This window comes from Azospirillum cavernae, from assembly GCF_003590795.1.
Classification (GTDB): domain Bacteria; phylum Pseudomonadota; class Alphaproteobacteria; order Azospirillales; family Azospirillaceae; genus Azospirillum; species Azospirillum cavernae.
Window position 1 is genome coordinate 1,000,744 of the sequence record NZ_QYUL01000001.1, and the last position, 14,570, is coordinate 1,015,313.

Genomic DNA, 14,570 nt, shown 5'->3' on the forward strand with positions numbered 1-14,570 from the left:
CCGCCCTTAGGCGGCGGTGGCGTTCGCCTTGATGAAGTCGATGGCGTCCTTCACCGACAAAATCTTCTCAGCGGCGTCGTCCGGGATTTCCACACCGAACTCTTCCTCGAAGGCCATAACCAGCTCGACGGTGTCGAGGCTGTCGGCGCCCAGATCGTCGATGAAGGAGGCGTTCTCCACCACCTTCGACTCCTCGACACCCAGGTGGTCAACAACGATCTTCTTCACGCGCTCGGCGATGTCGCTCATTTTATTAGACCTTCCAATCCTTGAAACCGCTCGGGATAATCCGGTCGGAGCAACACGCGAAGAACGTGCCGTCCTGCCGCGAAAGCCCCGTCCGATAACATATTTCGGCAGCCTTGACCAGCGCCCAAGAGGCAACCGGGGACTCCGAAGCTTCACAAGAGGCGAAGCCGCCTCAGATCATGGCCATGCCGCCGTTGATGTGCAGCGTCTGACCCGTGACGTAAGCGGCCTCTTCGCTCGCGAGGTACACGACCCCGGCGGCGATTTCCCCCGGCTCGCCCATGCGGCCGGCCGGGATGGCGGGGAGCAGCTTTTGCTTCTGCTCGTCGTTCAGGGCGTCGGTCATCGCCGTGGTGATGAACCCCGGCGCGACGCAATTCACGGTGATGTTGCGCGAGGCCAGTTCAGCGGCCAGCGACTTCGACATGCCGATCAACCCGGCCTTGGAGGCTGCGTAGTTCGCCTGCCCCGGATTGCCGGTGACGCCGACGACCGACGTGATGTTGATGATGCGGCCCCAACGCTGCTTCATCATGCCGCGCATGACGCCGCGCGACAGACGGAAGGCGGCGGTCAGATTGACGTCGAGAACCGACTGCCAATCCTCGTCCTTCATGCGCATGGCGATCTGGTCGCGGGTCAGCCCGGCGTTGTTCACCAGGATGTCGATCTTGCCCAGCGCCGTTTCGGCGTCTTTGAGAAGCTGGGTGATCGCGGCGGCCTCCGACAGATTGCCGGGAACCACAAAGGCGCGCTCGCCCAATTCGGCGGCCAACGCCTCCAGCGGAGCGACGCGGGTGCCCGACAGGGCGACGGACGCCCCTTGAGCGTGCAAGGCCCGGGCGATCGAGGCGCCGATGCCGCCGGACGCGCCCGTGACGAGGGCCGACTTGCCAGTCAGATCGAACATGGATGGCCTCACAAAGTCTTCAGGAACGACTCGACGTCCGCCGGCGTCCCCACCGAGGTCGCGGACAGCTCCTTGTCGATGCGCTTGGTCAAACCGGCCAGCACCTTGCCGGAGCCGACCTCGACCAACGCCTCGACGCCCTGCTCCTTCATGGCCAGGACGCATTCGCGCCAGCGGACCATGCCGGTGACTTGCTCGACCAGCAGGCGGCGAATCGCGTTGGGATCGGACACCGGGGCGGCGGTCACGTTGGCGACCACCGGAACGACCGGCGCAGAAATGGTCACGGCGGCCAGAGCCTCGGCCATCGCGTCGGCGGCGGGCTGCATCAGCGCGCAATGGAAGGGCGCGCTGACCGGCAGACGAACCGAACGCTTCAACCCGCGTTCGGCGGCGAGCGCGATAGCGCGGTCGATGGCGTCGGCGCTGCCGGAAATCACCACCTGACCGGCGGAATTGTCGTTGGCGACGGAGCAGACCTCGCCCTGAGCAGCGTCGGCGGCGATGGCCTGCGCCTGGTCCAGCTCGGCGCCCAGCAGAGCGGCCATGCCGCCCTTGCCGACCGGAACCGCCTTCTGCATGGCCTGCCCGCGCAGCTTCAGCAGGCGCGCGGTGTCGCCCAACGTAAAGGCCCCGGCGGCGCAGAGCGCGGAATATTCGCCCAGGGAATGACCAGCCACGAAACGAGCGTGTTTGGCGAGATCGACCCCGCCCTCGCTGGCCAGCACCCGCAGAACGGCGACGCTGACCGCCATCAGGGCGGGCTGCGCGTTTTCGGTCAGGGTCAGGTCCGCTTCCGGGCCTTCGGCCATCAGTCGTGACAGGCGTTGATTCAGCGCGTCGTCCACCTCTTGGAAGGTGTGGCGCGCGACCTCGAACGCCTCGGCGAGTTCGCGACCCATGCCCACGGCTTGGCTGCCCTGCCCCGGAAAGACGAACGCCCTAATCATGCTGCGTCAAAACCCTGGATGAAAGCGCGCCGCCCCTGTGGCGACGCCGACGATTGGGCGACAGTCATACCCTCCCTTTTGGGCAAGTCAAGCGACGCGCGTTGTCCAAATCCCCAAAAAACCGATAAAACGCGGTCAATCCAGGCGCAGAGCCGAAAAATTCTTTGGCCCGCGACCTGTTGTTTGCTGTCGCCCCTTCGGCTTTACGCCGCGCACACTCCCTATATATAGAGTGTCGAATTTTCTTCTTTTGGCGCGATCAGAGCCGGGCGGTCACGGGATTCGCCATCCGGCAATTCCCGCCCATTTCACCAGAAATCTCATCGTTCGCCACCTCCCATTGGATTTTTCTTGCCGACCAAGCCGCTCTGTGCATACTGCGCCGCTTCTAACTCCTTGCCGACGGCGTGCCGTTGGCTAGGCCCGGGCGGCTGACCGCATCCATTGGGGGTGTTGGCGCAGCGCCGGACCATGAACAGCCATGGGGAGTGCAATGGCACTTTACGAGTGCGTGCTGATCGCGCGCCAAGACATTTCGGCCGCCCAGGCCGAAGCTCTCAGCGAACAATTCGCTCAGATCATCCGCGACAATGGCGGCACGATCGAGAAGACCGAGTATTGGGGTCTGAAGACCCTGACCTACAAGGTCAAGAAGAACCGCAAGGGTCACTACACCCTGTTCAACATTTCCGCCCCGGCCGCCGCCGTCGCGGAGATGGAGCGGAACATGAGCATCAACGAAGACGTCCTGCGCTACATGACCGTGCGCGTGGACGAACTCGACGCCAACCCGTCGGCGATGATGCAGAGCCGGAACGAGCGCAGCGATCGCGGCGACCGTGGTGATCGTGGCCCCCGTCGTTTTGACGACCGTGGCCCGCGTCCGCCGCGCCGCCAGGACAATGTGACCGCTTCGGAAGGGGAGATCGCGCAATGAGCGACAAGCAGACCACGGGCGCTCCCGCCGCCCGCACCGGCGGCGGCGCTCGTCGCCCGTTCTTCCGCCGCCGCAAGACCTGCCCGTTCTCGGGCGCGAACGCCCCGGCGATCGATTACAAGGACATCAAGCTGCTGTCCCGCTTCATCTCGGAGCGTGGCAAGATCGTCCCGAGCCGCATCACGGCGGTCTCGACGAAGAAGCAGCGCGAGCTGGCCCGCGCCATCAAGCGCGCCCGTTTCCTGGCTTTGCTTCCGTACATCGTGAAGTAAGCCCGGACGACAGGGCTGAAGGTTTTAGGCAAAGGTTGTAAGGGGTTCCCATGGCCGCCGGTCTGGCCGCTCCGCTGGTTCTCGCCGTCGGTGGCGGTTTGGTCAGCGCGTTCTTTTATCTGTCGGTTCTGTTCGGCGGGTTCGGAGCGCTGATCCTGGGCTATCTCGCCCCCCTGCCCCTCTTCCTCGTGGGGTTGTGGCTGGGGGCGCCGGCGGCGGTCATCGCCGGATTGACGGGCGGCGCTGCGGTGCTGCTCGGCACATCCGGCAGCGTCCTGGTGTCCGTCGCCTATCTGCTGACCGGAGCGATACCGGCGATGCTGGTGGTGCGACAGTCGCTGTTGGCGCGGGTGGATTCCGCTGGAACTTTGGAATGGTATCCGTCTGGTCGGGTTCTTTTGGGCTTGGTCGGAATGGGGGTCGCGGCGGTTCTCGTCGCTATGATTCTGGCGTTCGACCAGCCCGGCGGGCTGGAAGGCGTTGTGCGTCGGATGCTCGCCCAACTGGCCGAGCCTCTGTTCAGCGCGCAGGGCCTAGCGGCTCCGGGACCAGAAGCGGTGTGGATGGCGGCGGCCTTGCCGGGGTTGGTTGTGATCTCATGGATCGTCATGACGGTCATCAACGCGGCGCTGGCGCAAGGGGCGCTGATGCGGTTTGGCCGCAACCGTCGCCCGCCCATGCGGATGGGGGCGTTGGAAGTGCCGGTCTGGCTGCTTCCCGTCTTCGCCATGGCGCTGTTGGGCGCGTTGGGTTTGCCGGACGCCTTTGGGTTTCTGGCGGTCAATCTGGCGTTGATCCTGGCCGTGCCGTTCACCTTTGCCGGGCTTTCGGTGGTTCATCATGTTGTGGCTCAACGCCGGACGGCCCCTGTGCCGCTCCTCGTCGGGTTCTACATGGTGCTGTTTCTCTTCGGGTGGCCGATCCTGCTGATGGTCGGCCTGGGCATGATCGAGCAATGGATCGGGCTGCGCCGCCGGTTTGACCGCGCTGCCCCCGGTCAGGAGGACGAGTGATGGAAGTTATTCTGCTGGAACGGGTTGAGAAGCTCGGCCAGATGGGTCAGGTCGTGAACGTGCGTCCTGGCTTCGCCCGCAACTATCTGCTGCCGCAGAAGAAGGCCATGCGCGCCACCAAGGCGAACATGAGCGTCTTCGAGAAGCAGAAGGCCCACCTGGAGGCCGTCAACCTGGAGCGCCGCAAGGACGCCCAGGAAGTCGCCACCAAGATGGACGGCGTCGCGGTCATCGTGATCCGTCAGGCCGCCGAGACCGGCGTTCTGTATGGCTCCGTCAACACCCGCGACATCGCTGACGCCCTGGACGCCGCCGGTTACAAGACCGATCGCAAGCAGGTCGCCATCGAGACCCCGATCAAGACGCTCGGCCTGTTCAAGGTTCGTGTCGTCCTGCACCCGGAAGTGTCGATCAGCGTGACGGTCAACGTCGCTCGTTCGCAGGAAGAAGCGGGCCTTCAGGCCCAGCGCGGCGGCATGATCACCGCCGCTGACCTGCGTGACGATGACGAGGAAGAAGAGACCTACGTCAACGACGCCACGACCGAAGACGACGAGGCCTAACAGCCTCTTCCGCCGTTCGCCCCTGGTTCCGATCACGGGCGCGCGGCGACACGTCGCTCGTCCAGACGCCGCCCACCCCATTCGGGGTCGGGCGGCTTTCTGCGTTTTAGGGAGTCTGCGTTTTGGCAGGGCGGCTTCGTCCATAATGCCGACTCTCCTTGGTCCGATGGCCGATGGCGCGACGGGTTGGCGCGCGCCATCTCCTGTGGCGTCACGCGCCCTGTGGCGTCACGCAAGGATGCCGCCATGTTGCTCGACCGCCTGTTCGCCGCCGCCATCGGCGACGCCGCCATAGACCTTGTGACCGCCGACGGGCAACGGCGGCGCGTTGGTTCCGGCCCGCCCCGCCTGACCTTGCGCCTGCATGACGGTTCGGTTGGGCGCGATCTTCTGATGAATCCGCGTCTGCGCTTTGGCGAAGCCTATATGGACGGGCGGCTGACGGTGGAGGGCGGCACGATTTACGACGCGCTGCACCTGCTGATGGCGGGACCGGAGGTTCAGGGCGCGCTCGGTTGGCTGCGCGAGGCGCTGTCGCCGGTCCTGCGCCGGTTGCAACAACGCAACCCGCTTTGGCGGTCGCGGCGCAACGTCGCCCACCACTATGATTTGTCGCGCACTTTCTACGAGCTGATCCTCGACCCGGATCTGCAATATTCCTGCGCCTATTTCAGCGATCCGGCGATGACGTTGGAGCAGGCGCAAGAGGCGAAAAAGCGCCACATCATGGCCAAGCTGCGGCTGGAACCGGGGATGCGCGCGCTCGACATCGGCAGCGGTTGGGGCGGTCTGGCCCTGCACATGGCGCGACATTGCGACGTCCGCGTGCTGGGCGTCACCCTGTCGGCGGAGCAGTTGGCCGTGTCCCGGCAGCGCGCCGCCGAGGCCGGTCTGTCGGATCGCGTGACCTTCGAGCGGCTGGATTACCGCGAGTTGGCGGCCATCGAGGCGGGCGGCTTCGACCGCATCGTCTCGGTCGGCATGTTCGAGCATGTCGGCGCGCCGCATTACCCCGCCTTCTTCAACGCCGTCCATCAACTCTTGACCAAGGACGGCGTCGCCCTGCTGCACGCCATCGGTCGGCTGGACGGTCCCAGCGCGACCAACCCGTGGATACGGACCTACATTTTCCCCGGCGGCTATTCGCCCGCTTTGTCGGAGGTTCTCCCCGCCGTGGAATCCTCCGGCCTGCTGACCACCGACATCGAGATCCTGCGCCTGCATTACGCCGAAACCCTGCGCTGCTGGCGGCGGCGCTTTTCCGCCAACCGTCCGGCGATCCAGGCGCTGTATGACGAGCGTTTTTGCCGGATGTGGGAGTTCTACATGGCGGGCGCCGAACTCAGCTTCCGCGTTCAGGGCCACATGGTCTTTCAAATTCAGATGAGCCGGTCGCTGGAAACCGTGCCGTTGATTCGCGATTACATCACAGACGCCGACCGACAAGCCGCCGCGTCAACCGTCAAAGCGCAAACGGCGCTGGAAACGGAATCAGTGGTCTGACCAGTTGGGCCAAAGTCTTAACTCGTGCGACATCGACGCCCGACCGTCTGCGATACCTTCCTTTTCATGGCGGGGCGGTGCTATACAGCAATGATTAATTCCGCCCGGGGTATCGGGGGGCGCGCTTGCGCGCTCTCCCGGCAACAAGCGCCCGCCTGATGGCGCGCCCGGCGTCAGGAAACGACAACGCCCTTACCCGTTCGGGGAGATCTCGCACCAATGACCAAGATCAAGGTAGCCAATCCGGTCGTCGAACTCGACGGCGACGAGATGACGCGCATCATCTGGCAGTTCATCAAAGAAAAGCTGATTCTGCCCTACCTCGACATCGACCTGAAATACTACGACCTGGGCATCGAGAACCGCGATGCGACCGACGACAAGGTCACGGTCGAGTCGGCCAACGCCATTCAGAAGTACGGCGTGGGCGTGAAGTGCGCGACCATCACCCCGGATGAAGCGCGGGTGACGGAGTTCAACCTCAAGAAGATGTGGAAGTCGCCGAACGGCACCATCCGCAACATCCTGGGCGGCACCGTGTTCCGCGAGCCGATCGTCTGCCAGAACGTGCCGCGCTATGTGCCGGGCTGGACCAAGCCGATCATCATCGGCCGCCACGCCTTCGGCGACCAGTACAAGGCGACCGACTTCGTCGTTCCCGGCCCGGGCAAGATGACGATCAAGTGGGAAGCCGCCGACGGCAGCAGCCAGATCGAGCATGAGGTGTTCGACTATCCCAGCGCCGGCGTGGCGATGGGCATGTACAACCTCGACGACTCCATCGAAGGCTTCGCCCATTCCAGCCTGATGTACGGCTTGGAGCGCGGTTATTCGGTCTATCTGTCGACGAAGAACACCATCTTGAAGGCCTATGACGGGCGCTTCAAGGACATCTTCCAGAAGGTCTTTGACGAGACCTATGCCGAGCAGTTCAAGGCCAAGGGCTTGGTCTATGAACACCGCCTGATCGACGACATGGTCGCCTCGGCCCTTAAGTGGGAGGGCGGTTTCGTCTGGGCCTGCAAGAACTACGACGGCGACGTCGAGTCCGACGTGGTCGCGCAGGGCTTCGGCTCGCTGGGTCTGATGACCTCCGTGCTGGTGACGCCCGATGGCAAGACCGTTGAGGCCGAAGCCGCGCACGGCACGGTGACGCGCCACTATCGCGAGCACCAGAAGGGCAAGGAAACCTCGACGAACCCCATCGCTTCGATCTACGCCTGGACCCAGGGTCTGGCCTATCGCGGCAAGTTCGACGACACCCCCGAGGTCATCAAGTTCGCTCAGACGCTGGAGCGCGTTTGCGTCGAGACCGTTGAATCCGGCTACATGACCAAGGATTTGGCGATCCTCATCGGCCCGCAACAGCCGTGGCTGACGACCAAGCAGTTCCTCGACAAGCTGTCGGACAATCTGCAAAAGAAGATGGCCGCCTGGAGCTAACCCTGGTTGCAAAACCGGGGGTGCGACGCCGCGTCCGGGTCACGCCGGACGCAAGGTCGGCTAGAGTAAAAACGGGGGGCTTCGGCTCCCCGTTTTTTTATGGCCTGCGTTCGCACGCAACGCCGAGGGAGGACCAAAACACATGGCCAACGATCTGTTCCGCGTCGCCGTCATCGGGGCTGGCGAAACCGGCACGCCGCTGCTGCGCCAATTGCTCGACGCCCCGTTCGTTCAGCTTTTGGGCGTGGCCGATCTGGACGCCGACGCGCCCGGTATGGCGCTGGCCCGCGAACGCGGCGTCCCCACCACCACGGATTTTATGGAGTTGACCCGGCTGGGCGCCGATCTGGACATTCTGATCGACGTCACCGGGGTTCCCGCCGTGCGGGAGGCGCTGCGGCACGAGATGCAGGACAGCGGCAACCATCACACGCTGATCGTGCATGAGATGGTGGTTCAGTTGATGCTGTCGCTGCTGGCCGGAAAGCGGGTGCGTCTGAAGCACGGCGCCCAGGATTACTGACCGGCGGATTACTGACCGGCGCGCCAGAAAAAAGAAAGCCCCGGCGCTCGACCGAGCGAAGGGGCTTTCGTCTGAATCCTGCGGTCGGGAGAGTGTGCCGGATCAGGCGGCGCCGACGTTGCGCTCCCGCTCTTCCTCGCGCTTTTTGCTGCTGCCGGTGGGCTGGTAGGCCATCGCGGCGTGCTCGGCGCAATAGGGCAGACCGGCCAGGGACGGCTTGCCGCAGAAATGGAAATCCTGATGCTTGGGATCGCCGACCGGCCATTTGCACATGCGCTCGGTCAAAGCGAGGATGGTCGCCCCACGGGTCGGCTTCTTCTTGATCGGCGAGGGCCGACCGGACAAGCCCAGACGATGCGCCTTGCCAATCACCGCGTTGCGGCTGATGTCACCCAGAGTGTCAGCGATTTCACTCGCGCTCAACCCCTGGGACCACAGATCCTTGAGCTGTTGAATACGCTCATCCGTCCAACTCATCCCCGAGTACTCCCGATCCGGTGCCATTGCCAGCCTTTGGGTCACGGTCTGACGCCGTTTTCCATAAGCCGCAACATTTTGTGCCAGTCGGGGAGGAAGCTACCAGATGGACGGCGGAAACGATAGAGGGTCGCGGCAACATTCCTGTGCATAAGTCGGCACTCTGGTCAGGAGTTCAGCGCGCCATAGACCTCCTCGGCGATTCCGGACAGGGTGGCGCGGTCCAGATCGCCGGTGATCGCCAGGGCCAAACCGTTGTCCTGCCAGTACAAAGCCTGCAAACCGCCATCCTGGGCGAAGCGGAAGGCGGTTCCCGCCGGGCTGGGGGTCGGGCGGATGTACAAGGTGATGCGACGCCCCGCCGCATCTTCGTACATATAGAGCGCCACCGGCCCGTCGGAATCCGCGAGCAGACGCCCGCCGATCAACTCATAGCCGCTTTTGGTCGCCTTGGGGCAACGCATGGTCCGGCCGATCCGTTTGGACAGCCAGGACACCAGATGCGCCTCCTGGTCCACCCCGACCTCGATCGGGTGGCGGACCTCGACGGTGAAGACGCGGTGCGCCGCCACGGCGTCGGCGATGAAGGCGGCGGTCAGCGGGTCGGCCTGCCGCCCGCCGCCCGCCCGGTCCCGCGCCACCCAGCCGGTCGCCCCACCGGCGACGAACAGCAGCAGCGAGGCGGCCAGGGCCAGCCCCCAAACCCGCGCCCTCCCCGCCCAGCCCGCGCGGCCCGTCGCCACGGCGTCGCGCGCGGCAAACGGCGGTGTCAGGCGGTCCGGGAGCGGCTGGTCGATCAGCGGGCCAAAGCTGCGGGCCAGAAGCGCGCGTTGGGCGCGGTAGCGCTCGAAGCGCTGGGCGTCGTCGGGGTGGTCGGCCATGTGGCGTTCGACGGCGGCGCGGCGTTCGTCGGGCAATTCGCCGTCGATCCAGGCGTGCAGGTCGGCCTCGGTCACGGGGTGGGTCTCGCCGGTCGTCATCACTTGATCCTCCTCACCACCGCCTGCTCGGCCCCGCCATCCAGCAGGACCCGCAGACGCTCGCGCGCGCGGGCCAGACGCGACATCACCGTGCCGATGGGCAGTTCCAGCACCTCCGCCGCCTCGCGGTAGGACAGACCTTCCATGCCGGTCAGCAGCAGCACGGCGCGGTGCTCCTCGGTCAATTGGCCAAAGGCGCGGACGAAGTCCCGCACCTCCGCCCGGTCGGTCGGCGGGGCGCTGAGCGCCAGATCGTCGGCCAGCTCCTCCACCGGCACCTCGGCCCCGCGCCGCCGCCGCCCGCGCAGGACGGAGATGTGGAGGTTGTGCAGAATCGACATGAGCCAGCCGCCCAGCCGCGACGGGTCGCGCAGGGCGTGGCGGTTGGCCAGCGCCTTTTCCACGCAATCCTGAACCAGATCGTCGGCGTCGTAGCGGTTGCCGACCAGGGCGGTGGCGTAGCGGCGCAGGCGCGGCACATGGGCGGCGATGTCGTGGTCGGCGATGGCGGGGCCGGGCGTCATGGATGGGGCATCGGGCGCGGATCCAGCGGGAGTTGGTTCGTTGGTCATGACGCCGCAGCCCCCTCCCTTATTCCCTCCGGTCTATCCCGGAGTCGAAAATCCGGCCTTGCCGTCGAAATTGCTGAGATTTTCCGTCTGGGTGAAGTCGATTCCGGCCTCGGCCAAACGGCCCAGCAGCTCGACGATGGCGGCGTGCTTGACCGGCCCGCCCTGGGCCAGGAAGCGGCAGCGCCAGTGATCGGTGCAGAAGACGTCGAGATTGCCGTCCGGCCACACCCGTTGCGAACGGTTGGAGATGCTGACCAGGGTCAGGGCCTCGGTCGAGAGCGGCCCGACCAGCTCGGCCAGATCGTTCGGCACGCCGCCCGACCATTGCAGGAAGACGTCCACCCCGACCAGCTCCTTCACCGCGATGTGGCGCGGCGACAGGCGGTTGGTGCGGTCATAGGCGGGGCGCGCGGTGGTGTAGCCCACCGTCGGCATGGTGACGGGCATTTGCCCCAACCGTTCGACCACCGCGTCGGCGAAGGCGCGGGTGCCGACCCGCACCCGCCCGATGCCGCGCGCGAAGATGTCGGCGGTGTGGATTCCGTCCTCGATGGTTTTGAGCCACGCGTTGTGGATGCGCCCGGCGATGTCGCCCTGCCCGATGTGGACCAGCATCATCACGGCGGCCATCAGCAGGCCCGACGGGTTGGCGGTCCCCTGCCCGGCGATCATCGGGGCCGATCCGTGGATCGCCTCGAACATGGCGCAGGTCTCGCCGATGTTGGCCGACCCGGCCAAGCCGACCGAGCCGGTGATCTGCGCGGCGATGTCCGACACGATGTCGCCGTACAGGTTCAAGGTGACGATGACGTCGAAGCGTTCGGGCTGGTCGGCCAGCCGCGCCGCGCCGATGTCGACGATCAGATGGTCGGCCTTGATCTCCGGGTATTCGGCGGCGAGTTCGTAGAAGATCTTCAGGAACAGCCCGTCCGTCATCTTCATGACGTTGTCCTTGACGAAGGCCGTCACCTTTTGCCGGTGGTTGGAGCGGGCGTAGTCGAAGGCGTAGCGGACGATGCGCTCCGACCCCGGGCGCGAGATCAGCTTGACCGACTGGATCACCTCGTCGGTCTGGCGATGCTCGATCCCGGCGTAGAGGTCTTCCTCATTCTCGCGGATGATGACCACGTCCATGCGCGGGTGGCGCGTGCGGACATAGGGGTGATAGGCCACGCAGGGCCGGACGTTGGCGAACAGCCCCAGCGTGGTCCGCGCCGTGACGTTCAGCGATTTGTTGCCGTAGCCCTGCGGCGTGGTGATCGGCCCCTTCAGAAAGACCCGCGTGCGGCGGATGGACCCCCACCCGGCGTGATCCAGCCCGCCCGCGTGGCCGCGCCGATACACGACCTCGCCCGCCGGAACCTCCTCCACCTTCAGACGAGCGCCCGCCGCGTTCATCACATAGAGCACCGCGTCCATGATCTCGGGGCCGATGCCGTCGCCGGGGGCGACCGTGATGGGTGTGATGTCGCGCATGCACTCACTCCGAAGGAACGCGCGACCGTAGACGCAAAAGGGGGTGATTTTCAATGGTGGCCGGAGTCGCACGGGGGCGCCTTGGACGAAGATCGTCCCTCTTTCGGCTGGAATGACGCCGCTGCCTTCAACGCTCCAGACGCTAGCTGTATGGCCCAAGAAATCTCTGACCATTGAAGTGAATCAGATGGGACGGAGCATCGGCGCACCACACCTCGGTTTCCCAAGCAATGTCGGCCAGATAACGGCTCATTACAGCCCGGCTTGGAAAGGCCGTTACATAGACCAGTCCAGATGTTGAACTGCCGAACAGACGAGTCAGTTCGCCATGCCGCTTGCCATCGACCGGCCCATGGCTGGTGACGCTTTCAACCAGCAACAGCCATCCCCGATCAAGGTAATGCAACACGACGTCCGGCATCTTGCCATGATTGTCGATACGGACACCAAGACGAGCCAAACTCTCTTCGTCGAAATAGCCCATTTTATCGCCGGTATCCCCGGCGTAGATCAACATGCTGCCCGGCGCAAAACGAGGTGCAAAATCTTCAATGATCGCCTTAATCAACAGCGAATGATCGCCGGGAGATAGCGTGATCGCTTGGCCTGGGGCTATCTGCACCGGAACCATCGCCTGCTGACGTTCTTGAGCGTAACGCGCGGCCAAACTGTCGCGCTGCGCTAAATAAACCTGCAAAGCTGCTTGCCAACCCACCGTGCCGAAGGTTTGGACAAGCGCCAGAGCCTCCGAAGCAATCTGATAGACCGCCTTGGGGCTGTTGACAGGTCGATCCAGCTTGTCTGGATTGTATCGTGCGAGGCCGGCATCAACGAATTGGTGTATGGTTTGCCGCCGGAAGGTCTCGCGCGTGTTGGGGGCGTAGTCCTTGCCATAGTGATCGCGGGCAAAATCCATCATCGGCGTAATGCCAATCAGCGGGTTCTCAGCCTCTGGCCATCCCTTGCTCGCCGTCAATCCGATGATCGCCAAGAGGCACAGAGCGGACCGTTCGTTACGTTGCGCGCGTGGAAAGTCCAGCTCCGTCAGAATCTGGAGCGCGTCCTCGATGTTGTGATGCTCAGCCATTTACGTCCTGTTCGCTCCAATGATCAGGCGCGTGATCGCGGCGTCGATCTCAGCCTGCGTGACGACACCCATTTTCATAGACCATGCCCCCAAAGCCAGAAGCGCCTTCTGGTTCGGATAGGGCAACACGCGCAGGTCCGTGGCATTGACCTGGGTATGTCCTGAAAAGCGGCGCAAATGGTCATCAACCGCCGTTGAGTTGAGATAGACGGCCAACCCATGCGCCAGTGCAGGAGACAAGCCCGCCTTATCCTTGCGGGTGCCGCTGTAAAACACATTGAGGTGGTTTTCAAATCCGATCAGCGCGCAATCCTGCAAACGGGTCGCATCGATCACCGTCGCCACGACTCGCCGTTTTTCTTCCTTTGATGAAAAGCGCTTGGTGACGGCGTAGGTCCCCATCGGCAGCAACCATTTTTGGCTGTCGGCATCAACCATGATGGCGTTGGGTTTCTTGCCTCCATCCAAAGGCCAGACGACCGCCCCAGTGGTTAGATGATTGGCGTACAGCAAGGGAACAGCGCCATGCTCTGGCATGGCCCTCAGGCTGGCTTTAAGGCGGAAGTCCACAACCGGGCCAGTGCAAACGCCAACACGAAAATCCTCAAGCGAACACGGAAAGGCTGCGGAATCAGCGTCGAGTTCTGATACTGCGTGAAGCGTCGGAATGTGAACAAAGCGTTGATCGTCGCCAGGCTGCACAACGCGGCTGAACGGATGACAATAAGTCCGAATGTCAGTGAATTGGTCGTCGGACGAGACGCTGATGGCGACGTCCCCCTGTTGACCATTCTTGACCAGCCGAACAATGATCGTTTCTTGCAAAACACCATCATCTTTGAACGCCCTGTTTCGGCTTTCAAACACATGAATATGAGTCAACGCGGCACGGGCGAACAGGAACTCACGAAAAGGTCGATAATAAGGACCATTGCACCAACTGCGCGGAATGATCGCCACCACCTCGCCGCCCGGCTGCACCCTCGTCAAAGCAAGAGCGACAAATCCACTGTAAAGATTGACAGCCTCGATTCCAACCTGACGCAACAACAGCCTTTCCCCGCCGGTCGCACTGATTTTTTTGTATGGCGGATTCAGGATCGCATGAGTGAAATCACAGCCCCGATCATGTTTAAGATCTACGACCGCACGTTCGACAAAGTCACCGCCAATGATGCGATAGCTCAAATCGCAACTCTCATGATAGCCCGCCAACACCTGATTAAGGTGGGTGTGTAGAACCGTGTCCACTTCATACGCGTCAACGATGACGGTCTCAAAGCTCAGGGATCCCTCGGCGCAGCGGTTAAGAAAAGCGCTGGCGAGCGAACCAATGCCTGCACCGGGATCAAGAAGGCGGCAAACTCCGCCACGCTTGGCGTCAAACAGACCAGCCATGAAGCGAGCCGTGCTCAAGGGCGTCATGAACTGTCCAAGCCGTGATTTGTGCGCCCGGCTGGACGTTGCGCTCACCTCTAGTCGCAACTGATCAATAGATTGAATATGATTCATTGAAATCTCCGACCACGCCCAACCCGCACTCTAGAGCAGATCGCGTTAAATCGGGATCGATTCGACGCGTGAATCTGCTCGATAAATCAAAGCTTAGAACGCC

16 protein-coding genes are annotated in these 14,570 nt (G+C 63.6%); 7 read left to right on the top strand and 9 right to left on the bottom strand.

Translation table 11 applies throughout. From position 1 onward, the window contains the following. Positions 1 to 6 precede the first annotated feature (6 nt). From D3877_RS04745 to fabD, 3 genes are all read right to left on the bottom strand, one after another. Positions 7 to 249, bottom strand: a complete 243-nt coding sequence (locus tag D3877_RS04745) for an acyl carrier protein (RefSeq protein WP_119829575.1) — start codon at positions 247 to 249, stop codon at positions 7 to 9. A 172-nt stretch (positions 250 to 421) separates the two neighbouring features. Beyond that, complete coding sequence (fabG, locus tag D3877_RS04750; protein WP_119829576.1) at positions 422 to 1,159, bottom strand: 3-oxoacyl-[acyl-carrier-protein] reductase; 738 nt, start codon at positions 1,157 to 1,159, stop codon at positions 422 to 424. A gap of 8 nt (positions 1,160 to 1,167) precedes the next feature. Next, positions 1,168 to 2,109 (bottom strand): ACP S-malonyltransferase, encoded by a 942-nt coding sequence (fabD, locus tag D3877_RS04755; protein ID WP_119829577.1) that lies wholly within the window; start codon positions 2,107 to 2,109, stop codon positions 1,168 to 1,170. Positions 2,110 to 2,602: 493 nt separating this feature from the next. On the opposite strand from fabD, the gene rpsF reads away from it, so the two are divergent. From rpsF to D3877_RS04790, 7 genes are all read left to right on the top strand, one after another. After that, the gene (gene rpsF / locus D3877_RS04760; protein ID WP_119829578.1) at positions 2,603 to 3,046 is read left to right on the top strand and encodes a 30S ribosomal protein S6; all 444 of its coding nucleotides are present in this window, start codon (positions 2,603 to 2,605) and stop codon (positions 3,044 to 3,046) included. Continuing rightward, positions 3,043 to 3,318: a 30S ribosomal protein S18 gene (rpsR, locus tag D3877_RS04765; RefSeq protein WP_119829579.1), complete on the top strand. Its 276-nt coding sequence runs from the start codon at positions 3,043 to 3,045 to the stop codon at positions 3,316 to 3,318. The genes rpsF and rpsR overlap by 4 nt, the downstream gene beginning before the upstream one ends. A 50-nt stretch (positions 3,319 to 3,368) precedes the next feature. Next, entirely contained in the window at positions 3,369 to 4,331 is a 963-nt protein-coding gene (locus D3877_RS04770) for a YybS family protein (RefSeq protein ID WP_119829580.1), read from the top strand. Next, entirely contained in the window at positions 4,331 to 4,894 is a 564-nt protein-coding gene (rplI, locus tag D3877_RS04775) for a 50S ribosomal protein L9 (RefSeq protein ID WP_119829581.1), read from the top strand. The genes D3877_RS04770 and rplI overlap by 1 nt, the downstream gene beginning before the upstream one ends. Before the next feature lie 246 nt (positions 4,895 to 5,140). Next, positions 5,141 to 6,397 (top strand): SAM-dependent methyltransferase, encoded by a 1,257-nt coding sequence (locus D3877_RS04780; RefSeq protein ID WP_119829582.1) that lies wholly within the window; start codon positions 5,141 to 5,143, stop codon positions 6,395 to 6,397. Between the two features lie 219 nt (positions 6,398 to 6,616). Then, a complete protein-coding gene (locus D3877_RS04785) occupies positions 6,617 to 7,840 on the top strand; it encodes an NADP-dependent isocitrate dehydrogenase (RefSeq protein WP_119829583.1) in 1,224 nt (407 codons plus the stop codon). A gap of 142 nt (positions 7,841 to 7,982) precedes the next feature. Continuing rightward, positions 7,983 to 8,363 (top strand): oxidoreductase, encoded by a 381-nt coding sequence (locus D3877_RS04790; protein WP_119829584.1) that lies wholly within the window; start codon positions 7,983 to 7,985, stop codon positions 8,361 to 8,363. Positions 8,364 to 8,465: 102 nt separating this feature from the next. Here D3877_RS04790 and D3877_RS04795 read toward each other — a convergent pair whose 3' ends face one another. The 6 genes from D3877_RS04795 to D3877_RS04820 form a co-directional block, all read right to left on the bottom strand. Then, positions 8,466 to 8,840 (bottom strand): GcrA family cell cycle regulator, encoded by a 375-nt coding sequence (locus D3877_RS04795; RefSeq protein WP_119829585.1) that lies wholly within the window; start codon positions 8,838 to 8,840, stop codon positions 8,466 to 8,468. Between the two features lie 167 nt (positions 8,841 to 9,007). Beyond that, complete coding sequence (locus tag D3877_RS04800; RefSeq protein ID WP_119829586.1) at positions 9,008 to 9,820, bottom strand: anti-sigma factor family protein; 813 nt, start codon at positions 9,818 to 9,820, stop codon at positions 9,008 to 9,010. Continuing rightward, positions 9,820 to 10,392: an RNA polymerase sigma factor gene (locus D3877_RS04805; RefSeq protein ID WP_238474733.1), complete on the bottom strand. Its 573-nt coding sequence runs from the start codon at positions 10,390 to 10,392 to the stop codon at positions 9,820 to 9,822. The genes D3877_RS04800 and D3877_RS04805 overlap by 1 nt, the downstream gene beginning before the upstream one ends. 33 nt (positions 10,393 to 10,425) lie before the next feature. Then, positions 10,426 to 11,868, bottom strand: coding sequence for an NADP-dependent isocitrate dehydrogenase (locus D3877_RS04810; RefSeq protein WP_199720698.1), 1,443 nt, complete (start codon positions 11,866 to 11,868; stop codon positions 10,426 to 10,428). A 142-nt stretch (positions 11,869 to 12,010) separates the two neighbouring features. Continuing rightward, positions 12,011 to 12,955, bottom strand: coding sequence for a BsuBI/PstI family type II restriction endonuclease (locus D3877_RS04815; protein WP_119829588.1), 945 nt, complete (start codon positions 12,953 to 12,955; stop codon positions 12,011 to 12,013). After that, positions 12,956 to 14,467, bottom strand: a complete 1,512-nt coding sequence (locus D3877_RS04820) for an Eco57I restriction-modification methylase domain-containing protein (protein WP_119829589.1) — start codon at positions 14,465 to 14,467, stop codon at positions 12,956 to 12,958. Positions 14,468 to 14,570: the final 103 nt, after the last annotated feature.

Coding starts and splice junctions, on each gene's coding strand:
- rpsF (WP_119829578.1), top strand. CDS start 2,603: ATGGCACTTTACGAGTGCGTGCTGATCGCGCGCCAAGACATTTCGGCC.
- D3877_RS04800 (WP_119829586.1), bottom strand. CDS start 9,820: ATGACGACCGGCGAGACCCACCCCGTGACCGAGGCCGACCTGCACGCC.
- D3877_RS04815 (WP_119829588.1), bottom strand. CDS start 12,955: ATGGCTGAGCATCACAACATCGAGGACGCGCTCCAGATTCTGACGGAG.
- D3877_RS04790 (WP_119829584.1), top strand. CDS start 7,983: ATGGCCAACGATCTGTTCCGCGTCGCCGTCATCGGGGCTGGCGAAACC.
- fabG (WP_119829576.1), bottom strand. CDS start 1,159: ATGTTCGATCTGACTGGCAAGTCGGCCCTCGTCACGGGCGCGTCCGGC.
- fabD (WP_119829577.1), bottom strand. CDS start 2,109: ATGATTAGGGCGTTCGTCTTTCCGGGGCAGGGCAGCCAAGCCGTGGGC.
- D3877_RS04780 (WP_119829582.1), top strand. CDS start 5,141: ATGTTGCTCGACCGCCTGTTCGCCGCCGCCATCGGCGACGCCGCCATA.
- rpsR (WP_119829579.1), top strand. CDS start 3,043: ATGAGCGACAAGCAGACCACGGGCGCTCCCGCCGCCCGCACCGGCGGC.
- D3877_RS04810 (WP_199720698.1), bottom strand. CDS start 11,868: ATGCGCGACATCACACCCATCACGGTCGCCCCCGGCGACGGCATCGGC.
- D3877_RS04795 (WP_119829585.1), bottom strand. CDS start 8,840: ATGAGTTGGACGGATGAGCGTATTCAACAGCTCAAGGATCTGTGGTCC.
- D3877_RS04805 (WP_238474733.1), bottom strand. CDS start 10,392: ATGACCAACGAACCAACTCCCGCTGGATCCGCGCCCGATGCCCCATCC.
- D3877_RS04770 (WP_119829580.1), top strand. CDS start 3,369: ATGGCCGCCGGTCTGGCCGCTCCGCTGGTTCTCGCCGTCGGTGGCGGT.
- rplI (WP_119829581.1), top strand. CDS start 4,331: ATGGAAGTTATTCTGCTGGAACGGGTTGAGAAGCTCGGCCAGATGGGT.
- D3877_RS04820 (WP_119829589.1), bottom strand. CDS start 14,467: ATGAATCATATTCAATCTATTGATCAGTTGCGACTAGAGGTGAGCGCA.
- D3877_RS04745 (WP_119829575.1), bottom strand. CDS start 249: ATGAGCGACATCGCCGAGCGCGTGAAGAAGATCGTTGTTGACCACCTG.
- D3877_RS04785 (WP_119829583.1), top strand. CDS start 6,617: ATGACCAAGATCAAGGTAGCCAATCCGGTCGTCGAACTCGACGGCGAC.